The following is a 23,756-nucleotide window of genomic DNA, read 5'->3' on the forward strand; positions in this document are numbered from 1 at the left end:
TGGTGTAATCGTTTACATGTGTGTGAGCGAGATCGCCGTTCCCTGCGTCATACTTCTCTAGACTGAAGAGGTTTTCCAATCAGCAGGGAGAGAGTGAATGCTCAGGGAGATAGTGGCACGTCAGGATTGGCAGACCCAGGCCATTACGTCGGTAAACCGGCTGGCTGCCCATACCCCCATGTTCAGCTGGCGCAGCGAAGCGGATGCCAGGGATGATCTGGCTTCTTCCTCCCGTCTCTTGCTCGATGGCGAGTGGCGCTTCTCTTTCTTTGCCGCACCCGAGCTGGTGCCCGAAGGCTGGCTGGCGCAGGATCTGGCGGATGCCTGCCCCATTACGGTGCCGGGCAACTGGCAGCTGGATGCCGCCTACCCGGCATCGCGTCCGCTCACGGACAGCCCCATCTACACCAACATCAAGTACCCCTTCCCCTGCGATCCGCCCAGGGTGCCTGCTGCCAATCCGACCGGCTGCTACTCTCGCGAGTTCGAGTTGCCCGCCGACTGGCTGGCCAGCGGCCAGACCCGCATCATCTTCGACGGGGTCGACAGCGCCTTCTACCTGTTCTGCAACGGCCACTGGGTAGGCTACTCCCAGGACAGCCGGCTGCCCGCCGAATTCGATCTCAGCCCCTTTCTGCAGGCCAGCCGCAACCGGCTGGCTGTGTTGGTGTTGCGCTGGTCCGATGGCTCCTATCTGGAGGATCAGGACATGTGGCGCCTGAGTGGTATCTTCCGTTCCGTCAGTCTGCTGCACAAACCCGATCGCCACCTGATGGATGTGCGGCTGACACCCGTGCTGGATGATTGCTATCGGGATGCAGGTCTCAAGATCGCGCTGCAGGCCGCCAACGCAATGGATCTGTCGGTGGAGGTCAGCCTCTACGACGGCACAGAGCGGGTGGCCAACCTGCGCCAGCGGCTTGGTACCTCAACCATAACCATCGACGAGAAGGGGGCCTATGAGGATCGCAGCGAGTTGTGGCTGGCGGTCACGGCCCCTCGCAAGTGGAGCGCCGAGACACCCCACCTCTACCGGCTGACCCTGACCTTGCTCGGCGAGCAGGGCGAGCCCATCGAGAGCGAGGCCTATGATGTGGGCTTTCGGGCCGTGGAGATCAAAGGCGGTCTGCTGCGAGTCAATGGCCTGCCTCTGCTGATCCGTGGTGCCAACCGCCACGAACACGATGCGGCCCAGGGCCACGTGGTGACCCCCGCCACCATGGCGCGGGATCTGCGGCTGCTGAAACAGCACAACTTCAACGCGGTGCGCTGCTCCCATTACCCCAACCATCCGGAGTTTTACCGCCTTTGCGATCGGCTCGGCCTCTACGTGGTGGACGAGGCGAATCTGGAGACCCACGGCATGACCCCCATGGGGCGGCTGGCGCGGGATCCGGCCTGGAGCAATGCCTTTCTGGAGCGGGCGACCCGCATGGTGGCGCGCGACTTCAACCACCCCTCGATCATCATCTGGTCGCTGGGTAACGAGTCGGGCTATGGCCCGGCCCACGATGCCATGTATGGCTGGGTCAAGGGCAGCGACCCGAGCCGTCCGGTGCAGTACGAGGGGGGCGGCGCCGATACTGCGGCCACCGACATCATCTGCCCTATGTATGCGCGCACCCATCAGGATCAGCCCTTTCCGGCCGTGCCAAAGTGGGCGCTGGCCAAGTGGATCGGCCTGCCGGACGAGACCCGTCCGCTGATCCTCTGCGAATACGCCCATGCCATGGGCAACAGCCTGGGGGGCTATGCCCACTACTGGCAGGCGTTTCGCGATCATCCCAGGCTACAGGGCGGTTTCGTGTGGGATTGGATGGATCAGGGGCTCGACAAGCAGACCGACGATGGCCGTCACTACTGGGCCTACGGCGGTGACTTCGGCGACCAGCCCAATGATCGCCAGTTTTGCTGCAACGGCCTGCTGTTCCCGGATCGCACCCCCCATCCCGCCCTGTGCGAGGCGAAACGGGCCCAGCAGCCGTTCCGCTTCAGCCTGCTCCAGCACACCCCGCTGCGGGTGCGGATCGAGAGCGAATACCTGTTCCGCGCCACCGATAACGAACGGCTTTGCTGGCAGCTGTGCGAGAACGGCCATGTGATGCAGCAGGGGGAGCTCTCCCTCATGTTGGCGCCGCAAGGGGTGGTCGAGTTGACCCTGACCGGGACGCTGCCCGCCTTTGCGGCGGGCTTCCTCGCCTGGCTGGATCTGGCCATAGTGCAACCCGCAGCCACGGCCTGGGCCGAGCCTGAGCATGAGGTGGCGCGCCAGCAATTTATGCTGCCAACGCCTATGGCGATACCGGCGGCGTGTAACCCCGCCGCGATAAACGAGCAGCCGGATCATTGGCTTGTCTGCGCGGCTGGCAGTGAGTGGCAACTGGACAAAACCAGCGGCCGCATACGCAGTTGGCAGAAACATGGCCGCGAACGACTGCAAGATGCCATCGCCGATCACTTCTATCGTGCGCCGCTCGACAACGACATAGGCGCCAGCGAGGCGGATCACATAGATCCCAACGCCTGGATTGCCCGCTGGCAAGGCGCCGGACTCAACGATCTGGAGCATCGTTGTCTTGGGCTGGAGGTGGATCCCCATCATGGCCGCGTGCTGGTCAGGCACGGTTACTTTGTCCAGGGGGTGCTCAAACTGTCGACCCGCTGGCAGCACGACTTCGGTGCAGACGGTGCCATGGCGCTTACCATAGCCGTCGAGGTCGCGGCCGGCATGCCGTCACTGCCCCGCATCGGCGCCTTGCTTTGGGTGGTCGACGAGGTGGCAGAGGTGAGCTGGCTGGGGCTGGGTCCTCACGAGAACTATCCGGATCGCCTGCTCGGCGCCGATCTCGGTCGCTGGCAGTTGCCGCTGGCGGCCCTGCATACCCCTTATGTCTTCCCGACTGACAACGGACTGCGCTGTGATACCCGCCAACTACAACTGGGGGATCTCGTGGTCGAAGGGCAGTTCCATTTCAGCGTCAGCCGCTACAGCCAGCAGCAGCTGGCCCTGGCCCGTCACCAGACAGATCTGGTGGCCGAGGGCGGCCTGTATCTCTGCCTCGATGGCTTCCATATGGGGATTGGTGGCGACGACTCCTGGAGTCAGAGCGTGCGACCGGAATATTGGTTACAGCCAGGCGGCTACTATTGGAACTGTGTTCTACGCTGAATCTGAGCCATGGGTGGGTCGACTGAGGTGGCGGTTAAGCCTCAATGGAGATTCATTGCTCATAACCATATGATATTTAGTTTTTTTGTTGCCACGTAACAAATTGTAATCGTTTTCATTTTGTTGTCAGGGTCACAGAGCATTGCACAACAAATTGATTACATTAAGGCTGGCGCCAGCTCAATTGGCGCACAGCATTCCCTACAAAAACAGATAGAGAGATCGGAGCATAACAATGAAAAAAATCACGACAATTGCCGCCGTGCTGATGAGCCTGATGGCAGGAGCCACTGCCCATGCCGAGACCCGTATCGGGGTGACCGTCTATAAGTACGACGACAACTTCATGGCGGTGGTACGCAAGGCGATCGAGAAGGAAGCGGCTGCCAACCCCGGGGTTGAGCTGCTGATGAATGACTCCCAGAACGACCAGTCCAAGCAGAACGACCAGATAGACGTGCTGCTGGCCAAGGGCGTGAAGGCGCTGGCTATCAACCTGGTTGACCCGGCTGCGGCCCCTGTCGTGATTGAGAAGGCCCGTGGCGAAGATGTGCCCGTGGTGTTCTACAACAAGGAGCCGAGTGCTGCCGATCTGGCCAGCTATGAGAAGGCTTACTACGTGGGGACCGACTCCAAGGAGTCAGGAATCATCCAGGGTCAGCTGATTGCCAAACACTGGCAAGCTCATCCGGAGTGGGATCTGAACAAGGATGGCGTGATCCAGTTTGTGCTGCTGAAAGGTGAGCCGGGTCACCCGGATGCGGAAGCCCGTACCTCCTACGTGGTCAAGACCCTGAACGATGGCGGCGTCAAGACTCAGCAGCTGCACATGGATACCGGTATGTGGGATACCGCCATGGCGAAAGACAAGATGGATGCCTGGATCTCCGGCCCCAACGCTAACAAGATTGAAGTGGTCATCGCCAACAACGACGGCATGGCAATGGGCGCGGTCGAGTCACTGAAAGCGCAGGGCAAGAGTGCCATCCCGGTGTTCGGCGTTGATGCACTGCCGGAAGCGCTGGCCATGGTCAAGAGCGGTGCCATGGCGGGTACAGTGCTGAACGATGCGGCCAACCAGGCCAAAGCCACCTTCGAGCTGACCAAGAACCTGGCTGAAGGCAAACCGGCCGGTGAAGGCACCAAGTGGAATATCGTCGACAAGGTCGTGCGTGTTGCCTACGTCGGTGTGGATAAAGACAACCTGTCTCAATTCGAGTAATTCCCTCCTCCAGGGCAAGGGCGATCCCCTTGCCCTTTTTTCAACCAGATGTGATGGCTGATATGACAACACAGCAACAATCAGAATGGCTGTTGGAGATGATTGACGTCAGTAAGAGCTTTCCCGGCGTCAAGGCACTCGATAATGTCAATTTACGGGTCCGTCCTCATTCTGTGCATGCGTTGATGGGCGAGAACGGAGCGGGAAAATCCACACTGCTCAAGTGCCTGTTCGGCATTTACGAGAAGGATCAGGGCAAAATCTTCTTCAAGGGGCAGGAGATCAACTTCAGCTCCTCCAAGCAGGCGCTGGAAAATGGCGTCTCCATGGTGCATCAGGAGCTCAACCTGGTGTTGCAGCGTACTGTGATGGACAACATGTGGCTCGGCCGCTACCCCACCAAGGGGTGGTTTATCGACCACGGCAAGATGTATGACGACACCAAGCGCATCTTCGATGAACTCGACATCGACATCGATCCCAAGGTGAAGGTCGCGACCCTGTCGGTCTCCCAGATGCAGATGATCGAGATCGCCAAGGCATTCTCCTATGACGCCAAGATCGTCATCATGGACGAGCCTACCTCCTCCCTGACCGAGAAAGAGGTGAACCACCTCTTCAAAATCATCAACAAGTTGAAGGACAAGGGGTGCGGCATCGTCTACATCTCTCACAAGATGGAGGAGATCTTCCAGCTCTGTGACGAGATCACCATATTACGGGATGGCCAGTGGGTGGCAACCCAACCGCTCAAGGGGATGACCATGGATCAGATCATCGGCATGATGGTTGGTCGTGAGCTGACCCAGCGTTTCCCGGAAAAGACCAACCAGCCGCAAGAGGTGATCCTCGAGATCGAACACCTGACGGCTAAGAACCAGCCCTCCATTAAGGACGTGACCTTCAACCTGCACAAGGGGGAGATCCTCGGCATCGCCGGGTTGGTCGGGGCCAAGCGCACCGATATCGTCGAGACCCTGTTCGGCATTCGCGATCGCAGCCAGGGCAGCATCAAGCTGCACGGCAAAGAGGTGGCCAACCACAATGCCCACGAAGCGATTCGCAACGGCTTTGCGCTGGTGACGGAAGAGCGTCGCTCCACCGGTATATATTCGCGTCTCGACATCGCCTTCAACTCCCTGATTGCCAACATGGACAGCTACAAAGGTTCCATGGGGCTGCTCAGCGACAACAAGATGAAGAGCGATACCCAGTGGGTTATCGACTCCATGCGGGTCAAGACGCCGACCCAGCAGACCCAGATCGGTTCTCTCTCCGGGGGCAACCAGCAGAAGGTGATCATCGGTCGCTGGCTGCTGACCCAGCCGGAGATCCTGATGCTCGACGAGCCCACCCGCGGCATCGACGTGGGGGCCAAGTTCGAGATCTACCAGCTGATCCTGGAGCTGGCGAAGAAGGAGAAGGGGATCATCATCATCTCGTCTGAAATGCCCGAACTGCTGGGGATCACCGACCGCATCATGGTGATGAGCAATGGCCGGGTCGCCGGGATCGTCAATACCAAAGAAACTGACCAGAGCGAGATACTGCGCCTGGCATCTCTGTACCTCTAGAGACAGGAAGACATTTATGGAGTCGGCTAAAAATTTCAATCTGATGCAGGCGCTAAAGGAAAACGCCATCTACTTGGTGTTGCTGGTACTGCTCATGGTCATCGTGATCCAGGAGCCCTCCTTCCTGAGCCTCACCAACTTCAGCAACATCCTGACCCAGTCCTCGGTGCGAGTCATCATAGCGCTGGGGGTGGCGGGCATCATCATCACCCAGGGGACGGATCTCTCGGCCGGTCGTCAGGTCGGTCTGGCGGCGCTGATTGCGGCGACCATGCTGCAGGCGCTGACCAACGTCAACAAGGTGTTCCCCAGTCTGGGGGAGGTGCCCATTCCGGTGGTGATCCTGCTGGTGTGTGCCGTGGGGGCGCTGATCGGGCTGGTTAACGGCCTCATCGTGGCTTACCTGAACGTGACCCCGTTCATAACCACCCTGGGCACCATGATCATCGTTTACGGTATCAACTCCCTCTACTTTGACTCGGTGGGCGCCTCGCCGGTGGCCGGGTTTGATCCCCGCTTCTCCAGCTTCGCCCAGGGATTTATCCGGATAGGAGGATTCAAGCTCTCGTATCTCACCTTCTATGCAGCCATCGCCAGCGTCTTTGTCTGGGTGCTGTGGAACAAGACCCGCTTTGGCAAAAACATCTTCGCCATCGGTGGCAACCCCGAGGCGGCCAAGGTCTCCGGCGTCAACGTGGCGGTCAATCTGGTGATGATCTATGCCCTGGCAGGGGTCTTCTACGCCTTTGGTGGCATGCTGGAGGCGGGCCGTGTGGGCAGTGCCACCAATAACCTCGGCTTCATGTACGAGCTTGATGCCATCGCGGCCTGCGTGGTGGGCGGGGTATCGTTTGCTGGCGGGGTAGGGACAGTCGCGGGTGTGATTACCGGCGTACTTATCTTTACCCTGATCAACTACGGTTTGACCTATATCGGGGTCAGCCCTTACTGGCAGTTCATCATCAAGGGCGGCATCATCATTCTGGCGGTCGCGCTGGACTCCATGAAGTACGCCAAGAAGAAATAACGATTGGCAGGGAGGGTTGGCATTGCCAGCCCTCTCTTCTAGAGGGGCCCATGCCATTCAGGTCGAGATTGACCTCTTGCTGAGACTGGACACCATTGATGCCACGCGGCGCCGGCTCTGCCTACCTTTACTACCTCGACATGAGCGAATTCAAGAAGCTGCTGGAGAAGATGAGTGGTGAGGGGCGTTACTTTTCGCTGCTTGGCGTGGCGATAGTGGTGCCGGAGCCGTCCCATGGCAGTGGCGATCTCACTCGCCGTCTGACCGTGACCAGCTTGGCTTCAATGCAGCAGACCTATCACAGGCTGAGGGAAATCGTGGGGTCCTTCCGGCAGCAGTAACGGCATCTGGAGTTGGGGTCCAGATAAAAAAAGGTCAAAAAGATGGGGGCGACTTGCGTCGCCCCCGATAGTCTTATCGCTCATATCCTTGAACGAAGTTGCTCCCTGCAATCCCTGACTATACCTCTTCCTTTAGGTTTCCCCTTCCCAATCCTTTGGGGTGTCCTGTAGCCATCATGGCTTGACGAGTCGTCCGTTCCCGTCGCACTTTCTCCGTCCTGGGAGGTGTCCTTTACCACATCCTGTGGTGAGTCCATTTGCCCAACCCTGGCAGCCAGTCTTCCTGACCGACTTCATTGCGTCCGTGCATGAGTAACTATAAGGATTTCGCAGGGGACGACAACGGTAGCCTGAAAAACGTTTTTACGAATCTCGTTACGCAAGAAACTTGTTGCGTTTTTTGTCATTTAAAATCATATGGTTGAGTGTTTATAGTTCAGGTTAGTTGATCCCATCTTCCGACTATCTCGGGATTTTTTTCGGCGTTTTGCTCACAGGGTGTGTGGCGAATATCTCACACGCGGTTTAACTCGGGTTCAAAAAGGGGGAAGAGGCAGATGGCTGGTTGCCGGAAAGGCAAGAATGACTACCAATATGGTGGGCCAGCAGAGCAGTGACGTTGCGGCTCGGCATCAGGTTCTTGAGCTGCTGGATCAGCATGTAGCCGATCATGCCCTGGGACTCTGCACCCAGCACATCCAGGGGATAGGGGGCGACTTTGGTATAAGTGCTGTTTTGCAGGGCCAGCAGGCCGACTTGCGGGCCATTATCGTGCACCAGTACCATGGCGGCCTTGAGGGTAGGATTGACCATCTTGCAGGTGGTGATGCGATCTCCCATCTGTGGCCACTAGCATGGTGGAGCGCTGTGCCCGGTTGCCCTCGCCGCCACAGTCGACGATGACGTAGTCATAGCGCTTCTTCAGGCTGAGCAAGTCGTTGCGAATATTGCCTTAGAGCTGAACGCTGTTTATCTGGGGCCGAGCCGGGTTGTCGTTGCGTGCCTGGATCCAGTCCACTGTGGTGAGTTGTGGGTCACCATCGACCAACAGGATCATGACTATTTCCTATCCCTATGAAAACAGCTGCCTTGAATATAGGAGGAGGGACGCATGACAAGCCAAGAGGAGGCGACCTCCTCCTGGGCTTTCATTTTCAGTGGTGTTGGCGGCCACCGTACCACTTGCACACGTACTCTGGGACCAGCATCTGGGGAGCCTGGTCGACATGGCAGACCACCATGGGTATCGCGGGGGCGCCCGCAGCGCTGACCAGCGATGGGGTCATGGGCAAGGTCAGGGCGGCGAACAGAAACAGTGACTTGATCTTCATGGCTATCTCCTTGGTAACAGAACACGGTGTGATCTGGATCACTTTCTGAGTAAAGCCGAGCGGGCCTGCGACGCAAGGTGATGAAATAAATTCACCGAATGAAAAAAGTTTGAACAGAGAGGGTGGCAAGGGGGCTGAGAAATACATGACCAAGATGCGGGCTTTGTGCATATCCATATAACCGGCATGTTGTTGACAACGTCTGCCACGAGCCTGTGCTGGCGGGTTTGGCACAATGCCATGATCTGGGACAAGAAGCAGATTATTCAGCGCGCCGCTCACTTATGACTATTTATCTCGATGTTGATCCCGTAAAAATCAGTGAAAAATTCAGTTTCATGCACATTAAATTCAGGTGATGCATTTTTATTTTGTATCACATTGAAAATAATGGTTTTTTGTTTTTTTCTATATCCTTTGGCAGATATGAGAAATGAATGAAATAGGATGAAATTTGAAATTAAAGCATGGGTTTATGCGTGTTGATGCATGATGGCTGAATGAGAGATTGTCAGTTCTGTTACCCTCATCAAAGAATAAACCGTGATTTTATTCAGTTCAGAGTGAATGTGATCAATGTCTAAGTTTATCGTGATTAGCAGGTCTAACCTCGGTCTCGAAAGGCAAGGGCAGGATAGAACACAAGCTGAGTACCCTACATAAAGAATATCCCGCCTTAGCCACGAGCATGAATAGAAGGAATCTATTCAATCACTCGCAGGGACCACTGCTAGACGGAATATAATCATGAGCAAATTTTATGTAGGTTCTGAAGTTGGCCAATTGCGCCGTGTCATGTTGCACCGCCCCAACCTCAGTCTGAAGCGTCTGACCCCTTCCAACTGCCAGGACCTGCTGTTTGATGATGTCCTGTCGGTTGAACGCGCCGGTCAGGAGCACGACAAATTCGCTCAGGTACTGCGCGATCAGAATGTCGACGTTTTCCTGCTGACTAACCTGCTGGCCGAGACGCTGGATGTGCCGGAAGCCAAAACCTGGCTGCTGCAACATCAAGTGTCCGATTATCGCCTCGGCTCTTCCCTCGCCAACGACGTGCGCTGCTTCTTGGCGGACATGCCGCACCGCGAACTGGCGCGCATTCTCTCCGGTGGCCTGACCTACTCAGAGATGCCTTACAGTGGCGTCAACATGGTAGTAGGCATGCACGCCCCGACCGATTTCATCATAGAGCCGCTGCCCAACCACCTCTTTACCCGTGATACCTCCTGCTGGGTCTATGGTGGCGTCTCCATCAACCCCATGGCCAAGGCGGCCCGTCGTCGCGAAACCAACCATGTGAAGGCTATCTACCGCTGGCACCCGCAGTTTGCCGGTCAGGATTTCATCAAGTACTTCGGTGACGAGGATCGTGACTACGACAACTCCACCATCGAAGGGGGTGATGTACTGGTTATCGGCCGTGGGGCCGTGCTCATCGGCATGTCCGAGCGCACCACGCCGCAAGGGGTCGAGCACCTGGCTCGCAGCCTGTTCAAACACGGTCAGGCCAAACAGGTCATCGCCATGGAACTGCCGAAACACCGCAGCTGCATGCACCTGGATACCGTCATGACTCACATGGATATAGATACTTTCTCCGTCTATCCGGAAGTCATCCGCAAGGATGTGAATTGCTGGAGCCTGACTCCGGGCGGTGCCACCGGCATGAACATCAAGGAAGAGGGTTACTTCGTGACCGCCATCGAGAAGGCGCTGGGCGTGGATCAGCTCAAGCTCATCACCACAGGTGGTGACAGTTTCGAGGCCGAACGCGAACAGTGGAACGATGCCAACAACGTGCTGACAGTGCGTCCTGGCGTAGTCGTGGGTTATGAGCGCAACACCTATACCAACGAGAAATATGACAAGGCCGGTATCACAGTGCTCCCTATTCCGGGTGAAGAACTGGGTCGTGGCCGCGGCGGTGCCCGCTGCATGAGCTGCCCGATGGAACGTGACGGCATCTAACAAGACGGCGTGGCGCCGGCAGAGGCTGGCGCCACACATACCAAGACTCGAGATCAACACTCATGAAAAAACCAACTGTCGTCGTCGCCCTGGGTGGCAATGCTCTGCTTCGTCGTGGCGAGCCGCTTGAAGCGGATATCCAGCGCAAGAATATCGCCACCGCCGCCAAGACCATCGCTCTGATCGCTCAGGAGTACAACGTGGTGCTGGTGCACGGCAACGGCCCGCAAGTCGGCCTGCTGGCCCTGCAAAACAGCGCCTATACCAAGGTTGCCCCCTATCCTCTGGATGTGCTGGGTGCCGAGTCCCAGGGCATGATCGGCTACATGCTGATCCAGGAACTCAAGAACCTGATGCCGAGCCGCAACGTCACCGCGCTGCTGACCCAGGTGCAGGTCGATCCCCAGGATCCGGCATTTGCCAATCCGACCAAGTTTATCGGACCCGTCTATGACGAAGCCGAAGCCCGCGCCCTTGCCGAAGAGAAGCACTGGGTGGTCAAGGCCGACGGCAAGTTCTTCCGCCGCGTGGTGCCGTCTCCGTTGCCCCAGCGCATCGTTGAAGGTGATGCCATCGAAACCCTGATAGCCCAGGGCCACCTCATCATCTGTACCGGTGGTGGTGGCATTCCTGTGACTTGGGATGGCCAGTGCCTGACCGGTATCGAAGCCGTCATCGACAAGGACATGTCTGCCGCCTACCTGGCCAAGCAGATCAAGGCCGATGCCCTGCTGATCCTGACCGATGCCGATGCTGTCTACCTGGATTGGGGCAAACCGACCCAGCACCCGCTGCGAGTCACCAGCCCGGCCGAACTGGCTGGCGTCAAGTTCGATGCCGGCTCCATGGGACCGAAAGTCGAAGCCTCCTGTGAATTCGTCAAGGCGACCGGTGGCATGGTCGGGATCGGTTCTCTGGAAGATGGTCTGGCCATCCTCAAAGGTGAGGCCGGCACCAATATCGTCGCTATCCGCACCGTGAATGCCTAGTCAACCATTGCCCGAATGGGGCCTGAACAACTTTGTATTGTGTATGCGTAGTCAATAACACTGCCCAAATTGGTCTGAACAAATATAGAGAGAACTCATCATGGCTTTTAATCTGCGTAACCGTAACTTCCTGAAACTGCTCGACTTCACCCCGCGCGAAATCCAATACATGATCGACTTGGCCATTGACCTGAAAAAAGCCAAATACGGTGGCTACGAGCGCAAGCATCTAAGTGGAAAGAATATCGCCCTGATCTTCGAAAAGACTTCCACCCGTACCCGTTGTGCGTTCGAAGTGGCGGCCTTCGACCAGGGGGCGCAAGTCTCCTATCTCGGCCCAAGCGGTTCCCAGATTGGCCACAAGGAGTCCATGAAGGACACTGCCCGGGTACTGGGGCGCATGTATGACGGCATCGAATACCGTGGCTACGGCCAGGAGATCGTCGAAGAGCTGGGCGCCCATGCCGGTGTGCCGGTCTGGAACGGCCTGACCAACGAATTCCACCCGACCCAGATCCTGGCCGACTTCATGACCATGCTGGAGCACGGCAAGGGCAAGCGTCTGGATCAAATCAAGTTCGCCTACCTGGGTGATGCCCGCAACAACATGGGCAATTCCCTGATGGTCGGTGCTGCCAAGATGGGCATGGACATCCGTCTGGTCGCTCCGAAAGCCTTCTGGCCGGAAGAGGATCTGGTTGCCAAGTGCCGCCTGATCGCCGAAGAGACCGGCGCACGCATCACCCTGACCGAGGATGTGAAAGAGGGTGTGCTGGGCACCGACTTCCTCTACACCGACGTCTGGGTCTCCATGGGTGAAGCGAAAGAAGCGTGGGATCAACGGGTGAAACTGATGACCCCGTATCAGATCAACATGGATGTCATCAACGCCACCAAGAACCCGGATGTGAAGTTCATGCACTGCCTGCCGGCGTTCCACAATGATGAGACCACCATGGGCAAGGAAGTGGCTGACAAGTATGGGATGAAAGGTCTGGAAGTGACCGAGGACGTGTTCGAATCCGAGCACAGCATCGTGTTTGACGAGGCCGAAAACCGGATGCACACCATCAAGGCAGTGATGGTTGCTACGCTGGGCGATTAAGGTCGCAGTAGTGGTGCCGGGGGGCAACCCCCGGCTTTTCGACCATGTGACGGCGGCATAATACCTCTAACCCTACAACCCGCAGCTTGCATGGATACCACACCACAGAAGGAAGCTGGACCATGACCAAATTCAAGTTCCCATCAGCCTACACCATACTGTTTGTGCTAATCGCCTTGGTGGCCGCCCTGAGCTGGGTAGTGCCAGCCGGCAAATATGACATGATCATGAATGAGGCCCTCGGCAAGGAAGTGCCGGTGACCGGAACCTACAAGCTGGTAGAGGCGAATCCCCAGGGGATAGTCGACGTGCTGTTGGCACCCATCGATGGTCTCTACAACCATGACACCTATCAGGCAGGTGCCATCGACGTCTCCCTGTTTATCCTGATCATCGGTGGTTTTCTTGGCATTGTGACCAAGACTGGCGCCATCGACGCCGGTATCGAGCGTGTTACTTACCGCCTGCGTGGCCGTGAAGAGTGGATGATTCCGATCCTGATGGCGCTGTTCGCTGCCGGGGGGACCATTTACGGCATGGCGGAAGAGTCGCTGCCCTTTTACACCCTACTGGTGCCCGTGATGATGGCCGCCCGCTTCGACCCTGTGGTCGCCGCGGCGACCGTGTTGCTCGGCGCCGGTATCGGTACCCTGGGCTCCACCATCAACCCGTTTGCCACCGTGATCGCCGCCAACGCGGCCGGTATCTCCTTTACCGACGGTATCTGGCTGCGCATTGCCATGTTGGTGGCTGGCTGGTTGATCTGTGTTACTTACGTCATGCGTTACGCCAAGATGGTGCGCAACGATCCCAGCAAATCCCTGGTGGCTGACAAGTGGGAAGAGAACCGTGCCCACTTCCTCGGCAACAAGAGCGACCAGATGCTGGAGTTCACTCTGACTCGCAAGATAGTGCTGGGTATCTTCGTCGCCGCTTTCGCCGTGATGATCTACGGTGTGGCAGTGCTGGGCTGGTGGATGGCACAGATCTCCGGCCTTTTCCTGGCTGCTGCCATCCTTGTCGGCGTCACCGCCCGCATGAGCGAAGAGGAGCTGACCACCAACTTCATTGACGGTGCTCGCGACCTGCTGGGTGTGGCCCTCATCATAGGTATCGCCCGCGGTATCGTGGTGGTGATGGACAACGGCATGATCACGCATACCATATTGCACAGTGCAGAAGGGATAGTGACCGGCCTCTCTACCGTGGTGTTCATCAACGTGATGTTCGTGCTGGAGCTGGTGCTCTCCTTCCTGGTGCCGTCTTCTTCCGGTCTGGCCGTGCTGACCATGCCGATCATGGCGCCGCTGGCCGACTTCGCCAACGTGGGCCGCGAGCTGGTGGTGACTGCTTACCAGTCTGCCTCCGGTCTGGTGAACCTGGTGACCCCGACCTCCGCCGTGGTCATGGGGGGGCTGGCCATCGCCAAGGTGCCCTATGTGCGCTGGCTGAAGTGGGTGGCACCGCTGCTCGGTATCCTGACCGTGCTGATCGTGGTCTGCCTTAGCCTGGGCGCCTTGCTCTCATAAGGAGTGCCCAGCAAGATGAAACGGGAGCCTGCGGGCTCCCGTTTTTTATGGCCAGGCACGGCGTCTTGCGCCACCTGCTCTACCCCTCTTATCCAGGATGGCACTACGCCAGGCAAGGAGGAACAGGCAAAGAGAGCAAGAAAAATAGAGCGTGCGGTAACAAAGAGGCGACCCCGGGGTCGCCTTGTGCATTCAGGGGAGCAACGTCAGCGCGCCTGCTCCAGGGTACGCACCACGGCCGCGTGGGCCAGGCGGGTGCGGCTGATATGGCGTGGCGCGACCAGTACCACGTCGTTGCCAGCGACGGCGCCCATGATCTCGGGATTGGCGTTGCGATCGAGCAGGCGGGCCACCACGGTCGCAGCGCCCGGGGTGGTGTGGACCAGCACCATCTGCTGGTTGTGCACCACGTCGCGCACCATGTCGTGGATGGAGCGGGTGCTGCCAGCAGGTTCCAGCTGATCGTCCACCAGGGTGTAGACCTTCTTGCCGTTGGCATTCTGCGCTTTGGCGACGCCGAGGCGGCGCAGCAGGCGGGAGATGGTGGACTGGCTGATGTCGGCAAAGCCGCGCTCTGACAACTCGCGGCGGATCTCTTCCTGGGTGCTGTAGCAGTGCTGACCGATGATCTGGCGACAGGCACCCAGCTGGGCCAAGTCGGGATCTTGTTCAACGGGACGACTGAGGGTTTTGACCACGGCGATTTCCTTTGACTGTGACCGAAGGCTATCGCTCGAAATCTGCCATCAGTGCCTTTTAATAGATAAAAGTTCTGATAGAAAGGAGTGGGACAGGGAATGAGCGATGTTTAGCCTTTATAGGATGGTAAATTATAGCTAAACGGAGAATCCGTGATGTGACAGGGGTCAAAAATGGGCCCTACAGGGCCCATTCAGATATCAGTAACGTTCGCTGACAATATCCTGGGTGAAGGACTTCTCGCAGTATTTGCACTTCATGCGCACCACGCCTTTCACCTCCCTAACCCGGAAGTAGCTGTCTACCGGCTCGTTGTGGGAGATGCAGTTGGAGTTGGGGCAGTGGAACACGCCCGTGATGAACTCCGGCAGTTCCAGTTGATGCTTCTTCACCACGGCGAAGTCTTCGATGATGTTGACGGTTGCCTTGGGGGCGAACAGGGCCAGCTGGTTGGCCTGCTCTGCGGTCAGGCGGGTGTTCTCTATCTTGATGAGATCCTTCTTGCCCAGCGCGCCGGATTTCAGGTTGAAACCGACGGTGATCCGCTCCTGGGTCTCGATCAGCTGGAACAGCTTGAGGATCTTGATGCCCTGGCCGGCGGGGACGTGGTCGATGACGGAGCCGTGACGGATGGCTTCGACTTGCAGTTGATTCTTCTCGGACATGATGTTCCCCTTTTCCCTTAGACGGTTTCGTTCAGTACCAGAGCCAGCAGTGCCTGGCGTGCGTAGACCCCGTTTTCCGCTTGCTGGAAGTAGTAAGCATGGGGAGTCTTGTCGACCGCCACATCAATCTCGTCGACGCGGGGCAGGGGGTGCAGGATCTTCATGGTGGGCTTGGCCCCTTCCAGGGTGGCCAGCTCCAGCACAAACTTGGCGGCCATGTGCTTGTATTCGGTCTCGTCGAAGCGCTCTTTCTGGACCCGGGTCATGTAGAGGATGTCGAGCTCCGGCATCACCTCTTCCATGGTCTCGTGCACGCTGAACCGTATGCCCTTCTCTTCCAGCTCTTCGCAGATGTAGTCCGGCATCGCCAGCGCCTCCGGGGAGATGAAGAAGAAGCGGCAGTTGAACAGGCTGAGGGCCTGGGCCAGGGAGTGGACGGTGCGACCGTACTTGAGGTCGCCGACGAAGGCCACGTTGAGGCCATCGAGCTTGCCTTGCGTCTCATGAATGGAGAAGAGATCGAGCAGGGTCTGGGTCGGATGCTGGTTGGAACCGTCACCGCCGTTGATGACCGGCACGCGGGAGAACTCGGAGGCCAGACGGGCGGCACCTTCTTTCGGGTGGCGCATCACCACGGCATCCGAGTAGGAGCCGATGATCTTGATGGAGTCGGCCAGGGTCTCGCCTTTCTTGGCGCTGGTGTTGCCACCGTCGGCGAAGCCGATGATGTTGCCACCCAGACGCTGAACCGCGGTCTCGAAGGAGAGGCGGGTGCGGGTGGACGCTTCGAAGAAGCAGCTGGCAACCAGCTTGTCTTTCAACAGGCGGGTGTCGGGCTCGGCCTTCAACCGCTGTGCGGTTGCGACCACCAGTTCCATGTCGGACCGGGTCAGGTCCGAAATGGAGATGACATGTTTCTTATAGAGTGGATTGGTCATCGTCTGCATTCCCTTTGACATCAATGAAGGTTTTTCGGGCACAAAAAAAAGCCCCTGAAACAGGGGCTTTTTTTAAAAATAATTGGGGGTCTGTGGGTCGGGAACTGGAAACAACGGGGCTGCTCTGGTGCGCTCCACCCGTCTGCAAGGCTGTTTTCTGAATCAAAAACTGCATCGTTTCGTCTCGACCTTTTTCAAAACCGGACAGATTATAGAGTCGTATTTTGAATTGTCAAAAATTTATTTCAAAGGCAAGATTTGCGCGGAAAAACGTTTAAGCGTCGTGAACGGGTCGGCAAACCCACACGCTGTGCTCCATTTGCAGGGGCAGGTCATCGTCGGCCATGCAGCGCAGATAGGCGAGTCTGTGGTGTCCTTCCAGCAGGCAATAGGGTTGCGGCAGCAGCTGTCCGTCCGGATAACGGGTATCCGGCGCGGTGGCCAGCACTATGATGGGTTCGGACCAGGTGCCCTGGGTCAGCATGTATTCGCCGAGCCAGGAGCGGCGTACGTAACGGTTGTGGCGCAGCATCTCGCCCCAGCGGTCGATCACCTCCATGTGACGCGATCCTGTCTGGGTCAGGACGCGGCTGGTGGGCCACTGTTCGCACTCGAACCGGTGACGGGCGAGGTCGATAAAGCTCCAGTTAGACTCAAATCCGCGCCAATGGCGATAAATCCACTGGGAAAGCACGTTGTGGGGAATGAAGGGCACACGCGGCGCGACCCGGTCGAGATAGTCGGGCAGGTGCTCAGTCTTGCGTTCATCCCTGAAGTTGAGCGGTGCCAGTTGTTGGAGCAATCGGTAATTGAGCATGAGTCGCCTCCCGGAGCCAGACTTAACCCTACCCCCATTTATGTGGCTTTCCTACCCTGACAAGGCTGTAAATACAGCAAGTTACCCCGTCAGGCTGCGCAAATTACTGCGAGTTGCTCGTCATTTGTGCAATCGAATCGAAAGTGAGAAAAAAGCCTTTACCTTTGAACCCGGCTTTGTATAATTCGCCTCGTTTGTTGCAGGGGCGTAGTTCCAATTGGTAGAACAGCGGTCTCCAAAACCGATGGTTGCGGGTTCGAGTCCTGCCGCCCCTGCCATTTTCAGAAAAGCCAGCTCATTGAGCTGGCTTTTCGCATTTCTGCGATCCCGGTTTTTCCTCCCGTCACGCCTGCGCCGATGGCTGCCGTTTTTCGGCGGCGTCAGCCCATTTCCGGCACCTCTTTCCCTTCAGCTCCCGCCCTGCCCCTGACCGCTAGTTGTTATTGTGCCAGTTCGCCCTGTCGTTTCTGGCAATCGTGCTTCAGGGGACCGTGTGATACACAACATGGGCGGTGTCATTGCGTGTTGATGGCAAGCCGATAGCCAATGCTCAAGCCGTGGATTGTGGGCGTGAACATCACTTGAGGAGAGAGATTCATGAACAAGGCAGTTGAAACCCGGTTGAACAAGTCTCGCCCCGGTGGCTGGATGCCACAGGATAGTGCCCGTATCGAGCGCTGGATCCGGCGGATCAAGCACTATGTTGCCAACCAGCCGCGCGCGCTTGTGGCGCCGATCGCCGAATTGCGGGATCTGGTCAATGCCGACCCTTCGCTGCACGCCCAGGCCGAAGCCATGTTCAAGGAGGCTTGGCGCCACAAGCATCTGACCCCGCTCGGTCAGGTCGAGGTGCGATCCTTCGAGGAGTTTCTGGGGCTGCTCAACGGCATCATGACCACGGCCCCCGAGGCGTATCAGGATATCCCGACGCACGAGCCCTCCGGTCTCATCGGTTTTCCCATCAATGCGCTGCTCGACTGGCCCATGGCGACCCAGTCCGGTTATCACTTTTTCGCCAATGCCCTGATCAACCAGCAGTTCAAGAAGATCCTCGATTACTGGGCGCTGTTTCTGCAAAGCCCGGCTTCGCGATACGTGCTGAACGAGCCGGTCAGTCGGCTGGATCGGGAGACTCTGGTGGTACCCTGGCTCGGCAAGGTAGCCATGGCCGAGATGGTCAAGGTGGCAACCGGCGCCCTGGGTGAGGGTTCCAATCCCACGCCAGCCAGCTTCGAGCAGATCTTTCAGTGCGATCCGGCGGCTGAGTATTTTGGCTTCGGTAGCTGGGATGCGTTCTTCACCCGCACCTTCCGCCCCGGTGTACGGCCTGTTTCGGCGCCAGAGGATGACAATGTCATCGTCAACGCCTGCGAGTCTGCACCGCTGCAGGTGAAAAAAGAGGTGAGCCGCAGCGATCAGTTCTGGCTCAAGGGTCAGCCCTATTCGCTGGACAACATGCTCGATTTTGACGATCTGGCGCCTTGCTTCGAAGGCGGCACCGTGTATCAGGCCTTCCTCAGTGCGCTCAGCTATCACCGCTGGCATAGCCCGGTGAGCGGCATCATTCGCAAGGTGCGCATCGTCAACGGCACCTACTATCTGGAGAACCAGTTCGAGGGCTTTGGCGACCCGCAGGGGGCGGATCCCAGCGCCCCCAACAACTCGCAGCCCTTCCTTACCTCAGTGGCGACCCGGGCGCTGATTTTCATCGAAGCCGATAACCCCAAAATCGGGCTGATGTGCGTGGTACCTGTGGGCATGGCCGAGGTGTCGAGCTGCGACATCACAGTGCGGGCGGGGGATCGGGTGAAGAAGGGGGATCAGCTCGGCATGTTCCACTTCGGTGGCTCGACCCACTGCCTGCTGTTCCGCCCCGGGGTTGATCTGGAGTTCGAGTTTTACGGCCAGACTCCGAGCCTGGATGCCGGCAACATGCGGCTCAACACCGCCATAGCCCGGGTGAAGTAAGGGTCATTTAATGGAAACGGCCGCCTGCGGGCGGCCTGTTTGTTATCGCAAGCTCAGGCCAGCGTCTCTGCCAGCAAGTCCATGTAGGCACCCTCGATCAACTGGGAGGGCTCCACACCAAGGTGCGTCATAATGTCATGAGCCTCCTGTATCCCTGCCTCGAGCAGCTCGTCATCCTCCAACACTACCTCTAGCTCGAGAAAGTGACCGAGCCCCTCGACCAGATCGAGATGGATCCGTGTTCTGCCGGCTAGAAAGAGGGTGCGCGTCTTGCGTACCCTACCGATCTGGCCACAGGCCAGGCTGAGGGTTTCGCGGAGGCTGTCCGGTTCGCTCGTCGGAGTGACGTGATAGAAGCTCTCCTTGGGACCTTGCTGATTTGCACGGCGGTAGAAGATTAGTTGGCCGGCAGAGGGCGATAGGGTGCGCAGTTTGAGGCGGCCTGACTCGCAGCGAAAGAAAGTATCATCCTGTGCTATCTCGATGGGACCCTGATTGGCGATGGCGGCCGCCTTGGGGAAGAGTGTGTCGATCCGTTCGATCTTGGCCTTGATCTCTATGTTTCGGGGCATGGAATGTGGGGCTCCCTAAGCGCAATGGGTCTACCAAGCTACCACAGATTGGGCTTGCCGGTGCCGGCAACATGCGGCTCAACACCGCCATAGCCCGGGTACGCTAGATCGTTTTTTTGCGTGCTGGATACACACAGGCCACCTCCTGGAGGTGGCCTGTTGACAGCGGCGGAGGGGGTGTCAGACGGGTTTTTGAGGGATTATTCCCATGCCGGATGGCAAGGGATATTGCCAGGATTTAGTTACTGATTCATTTAAAATCAACGGATTGAAATTCATGGTTCGGGATTTTCTGTCGATATAGTCCACACAGGGCGTGCAGCCTTGTTTGACGCCATTGAGACAGCCATAAGGATATCCCATGAATCTCTCCCTTCGCGGCAAGTTGTTGGCCACCAGTCTTGGCGTGGTCCTGATCACGGTCTGCCTGCTGGGCATGACTGCTTTCTATACTCTGAAAAACCAGACCCTGAGTGCCATCGACAGCGAGGCGCGCAACTACGCCAGCGCCTATGCGGAGGGGATAGGCAAATGGATGCAGGACAGGCGCGAGAGCCTGACCGCCCAGGTCGATGTCATCGCCAGCCACCCGACCTCCGAGCTGGTGCCCCATCTGCAGCAAACCTTGCGTTCCGGTGGCTTCGGGCTGGCTTACTACGGTTCGGAGGAGGGGGTGATGACCCGCAACGATCCCTCCCTCAACAAGGGTAACTATGACCCGCGCGAGCGACCCTGGTATCAGGACGCGGTCAAGGCGGGCAAGCTCATCATCACCGAACCCTATGTCAGCGTGACCATGCAGCAACTGGTGGTGACCCTGGCCGAGCCCGTGATGCAGCAGGGTCGGCTGGCTGGCGTGGTCGGTGCCAACCTGGCGCTTGAACAGCTCATCAAGGATGTGCTGGCGATGCGGGTACAAGGGGATGGTTACGCCATGTTGCTGGACAAGAGCGGCCTCATCGTCGCCCATCCGGACAAGGCGCTGGCGCTCAAGAAGAGCCAGGATCTGGCACCTGAGCTGGATGCCAGCCGACTGGTGAGCATGAGCCAGCAGGGCGGTCTGCAGCTGGTGCAGATCGGCGGACGCGATGCCCAGATGCTGGTGCTGCCCATTCCCAACACCGACTGGCTGCTGGCCATGGTGATGCATGAGGATGTGCTGATGGCACCGCTGCAGAGCCTGCTGTGGGAGCTGTTACTCATCAGTGCCGGCCTGATCCTGGTATTTGGTCTGGTGCTGACCAGCACCTTCAACTTCCTGTTCCAGGATCTGGGGCGGGTGGCCGGGGCGTTGCACGATATAGCCCACGGCGAGGGGGATCTCACGGTCCACATCAACACTCGCAGCAAGGACGAGGTGGGCCAGCTGGCCGAGAGCTTCAACCAGTTCGTGGCGCGGCTGCACGGCATCGTCAGTCGCCTGCGTGACGTGACCCTGGAGCTGACGGCCCAGTCCCGCACCCAGGCGGCCGGTGCCCAGGCCCGCAGTCAGCGGGTGCGTCAGCAGCAGGACGAGATCGTGATGGTGGCGACCGCGGTGACCGAGATGGCCTCCGCCACTCAGGAGATCGCCGGTAACGCTGAGTTTGCCGCCACCACCGCCACCGATGCGGTCGCGCTGGCGGTCGCGGGTCAATCCCAGGTTGGTCAGAGTCAGCGCAGCATTACCGGCCTGGCAGATGAAGTGGCGGATGCCAGCCAGATCATCCACGAGCTGGATGCCCACGCCCAGAAGATCAGCGGTATTCTGGCAACCATCAGCGGCATTGCCGAGCAGACCAACCTGCTGGCACTCAACGCAGCCATCGAGGCGGCCCGGGCCGGTGAGCAGGGGCGCGGCTTTGCGGTAGTCGCGGATGAGGTGCGAGTGCTGTCGCGCCGCACTCATGATTCCACCGACGAGATCCAGCAGATGATCGAGACACTGCAGCAGACTACCCGTCGCGCCGTGGGTGGCATGGAGACCAGCCGCCAGCTGGCAGGCACCAGCGTGGAGGATGCAGAAGCCGCCAACCTGAGTCTTGGCCGGATCAACCAGGCCATAGGTTCCATCAGCGATATGGCGACCCAGATAGCGGCGGCGGCGGAGGAGCAGACCTCGGTCACCAGCGAGATCAGCCGCAATACCGAGAACATACGCCACGTTTCTCAGGAGTTGGCCGAGCAGGCGGGCGAAGAGGCCGCCCAGGCCGCCGAGCTCAAGTCGCTGACCGAGCGGCTGGAGCAGGAGATCGGCCGTTTCCGGCTCTGATCATCAGGCAAGAGAAAGGGCAGCCCGCGGGCTGCCCTTTGCTATTTCTGGCGCTTATCCCGGCTGTTTGACCCAAATCAGCTGGTCGGTGGCAAAGCCCAGCGCTTGGGCCTTGGCTACCAGCGCATCCACCTTCGCCTTGGGCGGATTGGGGGAGCGGGAGAGGATCCAGAGATAGTCGTGGTTGTAGCTGGTCACCAGCGAGAGCTGGTAGTCGGGGTCGAGATCGATGACGTTGTAGCCGCCGTAGAAGGGGCCGAAGAAACTCACCTTGAGCCGTGCCTCGTCCGGGCTGCCCACGAAGTAAGCCTTGCCCTCGGCTTCACGCCAGCTGCCATCACTCTGCTTGCCGCGGTTGAGCACCTTGACGCCACCATCGTCACGCAGGCTGTAGGTGGCGCTCACCTGCTCCAGCCCCCGTTCGAAGCTGTGGTCGAGGCGGGCAATTTCGTACCAGGTGCCGAGATAGCGATCGAGCTGGAAGCCGGTGACGGGGCGGGTGCCGTCGGCAATCCCGGTACAGGCCGTCAGTAGCCAAGCGGTGAACAGGCAAAGCAGTGAACGCATAGGTAATCCCTCTCTTGTTATCCCTCGATGATGCGCAGCTGGCCATCCCGGAAGCGGGAGGCCTGATCCGTCGGTGTGCTGCCGAAGAAGCGCTTGTACTCCCGGCTGAACTGGGAGTTGCTTTCGTAACCGACTCTGGCCGCCGCGGTGCCCGCCTTGATGCCGTCGTGCAGCATCATGATGCGCGCCTTGTGCAGGCGAAACGACTTGATGTACTGCAGTGGCGAGGTGGCGGTGACCGCCTTGAAGTGGTGGTGAAAGGCGGAGACGCTCATGTTCACCTCTCGCGCCAGCTCCTCCATGGTGAGGTTGTCGGCATAACGCGACTCTATCATACGCAGCACCCGGGCTATCTGGCCCACATGGTTGTGGCGATTGGCGAGCGCCTGCAAGGCGGGGCCACCCCCCTCGGTGAGGGCGTGGAACAGCATCTCGCGCACCGTCTGCGGTCCCAGCACCTTGGCGTGCAGCGGGTTGTCCATCAAGTCGATCAGCCGCTCGGCGGCGCAGAACATCGCCTCCGACAGGGGCACCGAGTGGATGCCGCTCTTCTGCGGTGCCGCAGCGGGTAGGGCGTCTCCCAGCTCCAGCAACAGCGCTTGCAGGGTGACCATGTTGATCTCGATGGTAAAACCGATAAGCGGCTGCTCGGGGGAGGCGAAGCACTCGCACTCGCAGGGCAGCGGCAAGGTCATCAGCAGGTAGTGGTTGGGGTCGTAGCGAAACACCTGATCCGCCAGATAACCCACCTTGTGCCCCTGCAGGATCACTATCATCCGTGGCTGATAGAGCACCGGGGTACGGCCGTGGTACTCGGTGGTATAGATGAAATTCACCTGCTCCACCGGGGAGGGGGTGATGCCGGGGGCGGTGACGTGGCGAGTCACTCTGGCAGCGAGGTCGCTGTAACGGTTTTGCATGGGCGCTCTTTGATTCAACTGTTCCAGTTTTCGCTGCTTTGTAGAAATAGGCAAGAATCAAGCAGGATGTTGTCTTGATGGTAGAGGGGTTCTGGAGAAAAATG

Annotated in this window: 19 protein-coding genes, 1 tRNA gene and 3 pseudogenes; 12 read left to right on the forward strand and 11 right to left on the reverse strand. The window is 58.5% G+C overall.

Annotated features, from left to right (window positions below; translation table 11 throughout):
- Nucleotides 1-97 precede the first annotated feature (97 nt).
- The 5 genes and pseudogenes from GWQ22_RS02180 to GWQ22_RS02200 all read left to right on the forward strand — a co-directional run.
- A complete protein-coding gene (locus GWQ22_RS02180) occupies nt 98-3,169 on the forward strand; it encodes a beta-galactosidase (protein ID WP_275929343.1) in 3,072 nt (1,023 codons plus the stop codon).
- 235 nt (nt 3,170-3,404) lie between these two features.
- On the forward strand, nt 3,405-4,391 hold the full coding sequence (mglB, locus tag GWQ22_RS02185) for a galactose/glucose ABC transporter substrate-binding protein MglB (RefSeq protein ID WP_042035948.1): 987 nt from the start codon (nt 3,405-3,407) through the stop codon (nt 4,389-4,391).
- Between the two features lie 53 nt (nt 4,392-4,444).
- Nucleotides 4,445-5,965, forward strand: a complete 1,521-nt coding sequence (mglA, locus tag GWQ22_RS02190) for a galactose/methyl galactoside ABC transporter ATP-binding protein MglA (protein WP_275929344.1) — start codon at nt 4,445-4,447, stop codon at nt 5,963-5,965.
- A 16-nt stretch (nt 5,966-5,981) separates the two neighbouring features.
- A complete protein-coding gene (mglC, locus tag GWQ22_RS02195) occupies nt 5,982-6,992 on the forward strand; it encodes a galactose/methyl galactoside ABC transporter permease MglC (protein WP_017412477.1) in 1,011 nt (336 codons plus the stop codon).
- Between the two features lie 95 nt (nt 6,993-7,087).
- Nucleotides 7,088-7,267, forward strand: a pseudogene (locus GWQ22_RS02200) (hypothetical protein); the annotation flags it as partial.
- A gap of 669 nt (nt 7,268-7,936) precedes the next feature.
- On the opposite strand, the pseudogene GWQ22_RS02205 reads toward GWQ22_RS02200, so the two are convergent.
- From GWQ22_RS02205 to GWQ22_RS02210, 3 genes and pseudogenes are all read right to left on the reverse strand, one after another.
- Nucleotides 7,937-8,119: pseudogene (locus tag GWQ22_RS02205) on the reverse strand (carbamate kinase); the annotation flags it as partial.
- Nucleotides 8,111-8,507, reverse strand: a pseudogene (locus GWQ22_RS21840) (hypothetical protein); the annotation flags it as partial. The pseudogenes GWQ22_RS21840 and GWQ22_RS02205, both read right to left, overlap by 9 nt.
- Nucleotides 8,488-8,664 (reverse strand): hypothetical protein, encoded by a 177-nt coding sequence (locus tag GWQ22_RS02210; RefSeq protein WP_167335271.1) that lies wholly within the window; start codon nt 8,662-8,664, stop codon nt 8,488-8,490. The gene GWQ22_RS02210 and the pseudogene GWQ22_RS21840, both read right to left, overlap by 20 nt.
- A 747-nt stretch (nt 8,665-9,411) precedes the next feature.
- Here GWQ22_RS02210 and arcA point away from each other — a divergent pair.
- The 4 genes from arcA (at nt 9,412) to GWQ22_RS02230 (ending at nt 14,255) form a co-directional block, all read left to right on the forward strand.
- Nucleotides 9,412-10,632, forward strand: a complete 1,221-nt coding sequence (gene arcA, locus GWQ22_RS02215) for an arginine deiminase (RefSeq protein ID WP_042035951.1) — start codon at nt 9,412-9,414, stop codon at nt 10,630-10,632.
- 62 nt (nt 10,633-10,694) lie between these two features.
- Nucleotides 10,695-11,621, forward strand: coding sequence for a carbamate kinase (gene arcC / locus GWQ22_RS02220; protein ID WP_042035952.1), 927 nt, complete (start codon nt 10,695-10,697; stop codon nt 11,619-11,621).
- A 100-nt stretch (nt 11,622-11,721) separates the two neighbouring features.
- Nucleotides 11,722-12,726 carry an ornithine carbamoyltransferase gene (gene argF, locus GWQ22_RS02225; RefSeq protein ID WP_042035954.1) on the forward strand — a complete coding sequence of 335 codons (1,005 nt, stop codon included), beginning with the start codon at nt 11,722-11,724 and terminating at the stop codon, nt 12,724-12,726.
- 122 nt (nt 12,727-12,848) lie between these two features.
- Nucleotides 12,849-14,255: a YfcC family protein gene (locus GWQ22_RS02230; RefSeq protein ID WP_042035955.1), complete on the forward strand. Its 1,407-nt coding sequence runs from the start codon at nt 12,849-12,851 to the stop codon at nt 14,253-14,255.
- A gap of 206 nt (nt 14,256-14,461) precedes the next feature.
- On the opposite strand, the gene GWQ22_RS02235 is transcribed toward GWQ22_RS02230, so the two are convergent.
- The 4 genes from GWQ22_RS02235 to GWQ22_RS02250 all read right to left on the reverse strand — a co-directional run bounded on the left by GWQ22_RS02235 (nt 14,462) and on the right by GWQ22_RS02250 (nt 17,374).
- Nucleotides 14,462-14,953, reverse strand: a complete 492-nt coding sequence (locus tag GWQ22_RS02235; protein ID WP_275929345.1) for an ArgR family transcriptional regulator — start codon at nt 14,951-14,953, stop codon at nt 14,462-14,464.
- A 201-nt stretch (nt 14,954-15,154) separates the two neighbouring features.
- Nucleotides 15,155-15,619 carry an aspartate carbamoyltransferase regulatory subunit gene (gene pyrI, locus GWQ22_RS02240; protein WP_005318436.1) on the reverse strand — a complete coding sequence of 155 codons (465 nt, stop codon included), beginning with the start codon at nt 15,617-15,619 and terminating at the stop codon, nt 15,155-15,157.
- A gap of 17 nt (nt 15,620-15,636) precedes the next feature.
- Entirely contained in the window at nt 15,637-16,557 is a 921-nt protein-coding gene (pyrB, locus tag GWQ22_RS02245; RefSeq protein WP_042035958.1) for an aspartate carbamoyltransferase, read from the reverse strand.
- Nucleotides 16,558-16,831: 274 nt separating this feature from the next.
- Entirely contained in the window at nt 16,832-17,374 is a 543-nt protein-coding gene (locus GWQ22_RS02250; protein WP_275929346.1) for a hypothetical protein, read from the reverse strand.
- A 201-nt stretch (nt 17,375-17,575) separates the two neighbouring features.
- Between GWQ22_RS02250 and GWQ22_RS02255 the strand changes: the two genes are divergently transcribed.
- Nucleotides 17,576-17,652, forward strand: a tRNA-Trp gene (locus GWQ22_RS02255).
- Nucleotides 17,653-17,971: 319 nt separating this feature from the next.
- Nucleotides 17,972-19,342, forward strand: a complete 1,371-nt coding sequence (locus tag GWQ22_RS02260; protein WP_275929347.1) for a phosphatidylserine decarboxylase family protein — start codon at nt 17,972-17,974, stop codon at nt 19,340-19,342.
- 53 nt (nt 19,343-19,395) lie between these two features.
- Here GWQ22_RS02260 and GWQ22_RS02265 read toward each other — a convergent pair whose 3' ends face one another.
- Complete coding sequence (locus GWQ22_RS02265; RefSeq protein WP_275929348.1) at nt 19,396-19,914, reverse strand: class IV adenylate cyclase; 519 nt, start codon at nt 19,912-19,914, stop codon at nt 19,396-19,398.
- A gap of 180 nt (nt 19,915-20,094) precedes the next feature.
- The gene (locus GWQ22_RS02270) at nt 20,095-20,277 is read right to left on the reverse strand and encodes a hypothetical protein (RefSeq protein WP_275929349.1); all 183 of its coding nucleotides are present in this window, start codon (nt 20,275-20,277) and stop codon (nt 20,095-20,097) included.
- Here GWQ22_RS02270 and GWQ22_RS02275 point away from each other — a divergent pair.
- Nucleotides 20,276-22,165 carry a methyl-accepting chemotaxis protein gene (locus tag GWQ22_RS02275; protein ID WP_042035962.1) on the forward strand — a complete coding sequence of 630 codons (1,890 nt, stop codon included), beginning with the start codon at nt 20,276-20,278 and terminating at the stop codon, nt 22,163-22,165. The genes GWQ22_RS02270 and GWQ22_RS02275 overlap by 2 nt on opposite strands.
- A 54-nt stretch (nt 22,166-22,219) precedes the next feature.
- Here the strand turns inward: GWQ22_RS02275 and GWQ22_RS02280 are convergent, their stop codons facing one another.
- Both GWQ22_RS02280 and GWQ22_RS02285 read right to left on the reverse strand, forming a co-directional pair.
- Complete coding sequence (locus GWQ22_RS02280; protein ID WP_042035963.1) at nt 22,220-22,732, reverse strand: lipocalin family protein; 513 nt, start codon at nt 22,730-22,732, stop codon at nt 22,220-22,222.
- A 17-nt stretch (nt 22,733-22,749) separates the two neighbouring features.
- Nucleotides 22,750-23,652: an AraC family transcriptional regulator gene (locus GWQ22_RS02285; RefSeq protein WP_042035964.1), complete on the reverse strand. Its 903-nt coding sequence runs from the start codon at nt 23,650-23,652 to the stop codon at nt 22,750-22,752.
- Between the last annotated feature and the right edge of the window lie 104 nt (nt 23,653-23,756).

This window comes from Aeromonas sp. 1HA1 (assembly GCF_029237385.1).
Taxonomy (GTDB): domain Bacteria; phylum Pseudomonadota; class Gammaproteobacteria; order Enterobacterales; family Aeromonadaceae; genus Aeromonas; species Aeromonas popoffii.

Bases quoted from the DNA above. Each gene is read 5' to 3' on its own strand.
- pyrI (WP_005318436.1), bottom strand. From the start codon at position 15,619: ATGTCCGAGAAGAATCAACTGCAAGTCGAAGCCATCCGTCACGGCTCC.
- GWQ22_RS02285 (WP_042035964.1), bottom strand. From the start codon at position 23,652: ATGCAAAACCGTTACAGCGACCTCGCTGCCAGAGTGACTCGCCACGTC.
- pyrB (WP_042035958.1), bottom strand. From the start codon at position 16,557: ATGACCAATCCACTCTATAAGAAACATGTCATCTCCATTTCGGACCTG.
- mglB (WP_042035948.1), top strand. From the start codon at position 3,405: ATGAAAAAAATCACGACAATTGCCGCCGTGCTGATGAGCCTGATGGCA.
- arcC (WP_042035952.1), top strand. From the start codon at position 10,695: ATGAAAAAACCAACTGTCGTCGTCGCCCTGGGTGGCAATGCTCTGCTT.
- GWQ22_RS02250 (WP_275929346.1), bottom strand. From the start codon at position 17,374: ATGCTCAATTACCGATTGCTCCAACAACTGGCACCGCTCAACTTCAGG.
- mglC (WP_017412477.1), top strand. From the start codon at position 5,982: ATGGAGTCGGCTAAAAATTTCAATCTGATGCAGGCGCTAAAGGAAAAC.
- GWQ22_RS02180 (WP_275929343.1), top strand. From the start codon at position 98: ATGCTCAGGGAGATAGTGGCACGTCAGGATTGGCAGACCCAGGCCATT.
- GWQ22_RS02230 (WP_042035955.1), top strand. From the start codon at position 12,849: ATGACCAAATTCAAGTTCCCATCAGCCTACACCATACTGTTTGTGCTA.
- GWQ22_RS02210 (WP_167335271.1), bottom strand. From the start codon at position 8,664: ATGAAGATCAAGTCACTGTTTCTGTTCGCCGCCCTGACCTTGCCCATG.
- GWQ22_RS02265 (WP_275929348.1), bottom strand. From the start codon at position 19,914: ATGCCCCGAAACATAGAGATCAAGGCCAAGATCGAACGGATCGACACA.
- mglA (WP_275929344.1), top strand. From the start codon at position 4,445: ATGGCTGATATGACAACACAGCAACAATCAGAATGGCTGTTGGAGATG.
- GWQ22_RS02270 (WP_275929349.1), bottom strand. From the start codon at position 20,277: ATGGGATATCCTTATGGCTGTCTCAATGGCGTCAAACAAGGCTGCACG.
- GWQ22_RS02260 (WP_275929347.1), top strand. From the start codon at position 17,972: ATGAACAAGGCAGTTGAAACCCGGTTGAACAAGTCTCGCCCCGGTGGC.
- arcA (WP_042035951.1), top strand. From the start codon at position 9,412: ATGAGCAAATTTTATGTAGGTTCTGAAGTTGGCCAATTGCGCCGTGTC.
- GWQ22_RS02275 (WP_042035962.1), top strand. From the start codon at position 20,276: ATGAATCTCTCCCTTCGCGGCAAGTTGTTGGCCACCAGTCTTGGCGTG.
- argF (WP_042035954.1), top strand. From the start codon at position 11,722: ATGGCTTTTAATCTGCGTAACCGTAACTTCCTGAAACTGCTCGACTTC.
- GWQ22_RS02280 (WP_042035963.1), bottom strand. From the start codon at position 22,732: ATGCGTTCACTGCTTTGCCTGTTCACCGCTTGGCTACTGACGGCCTGT.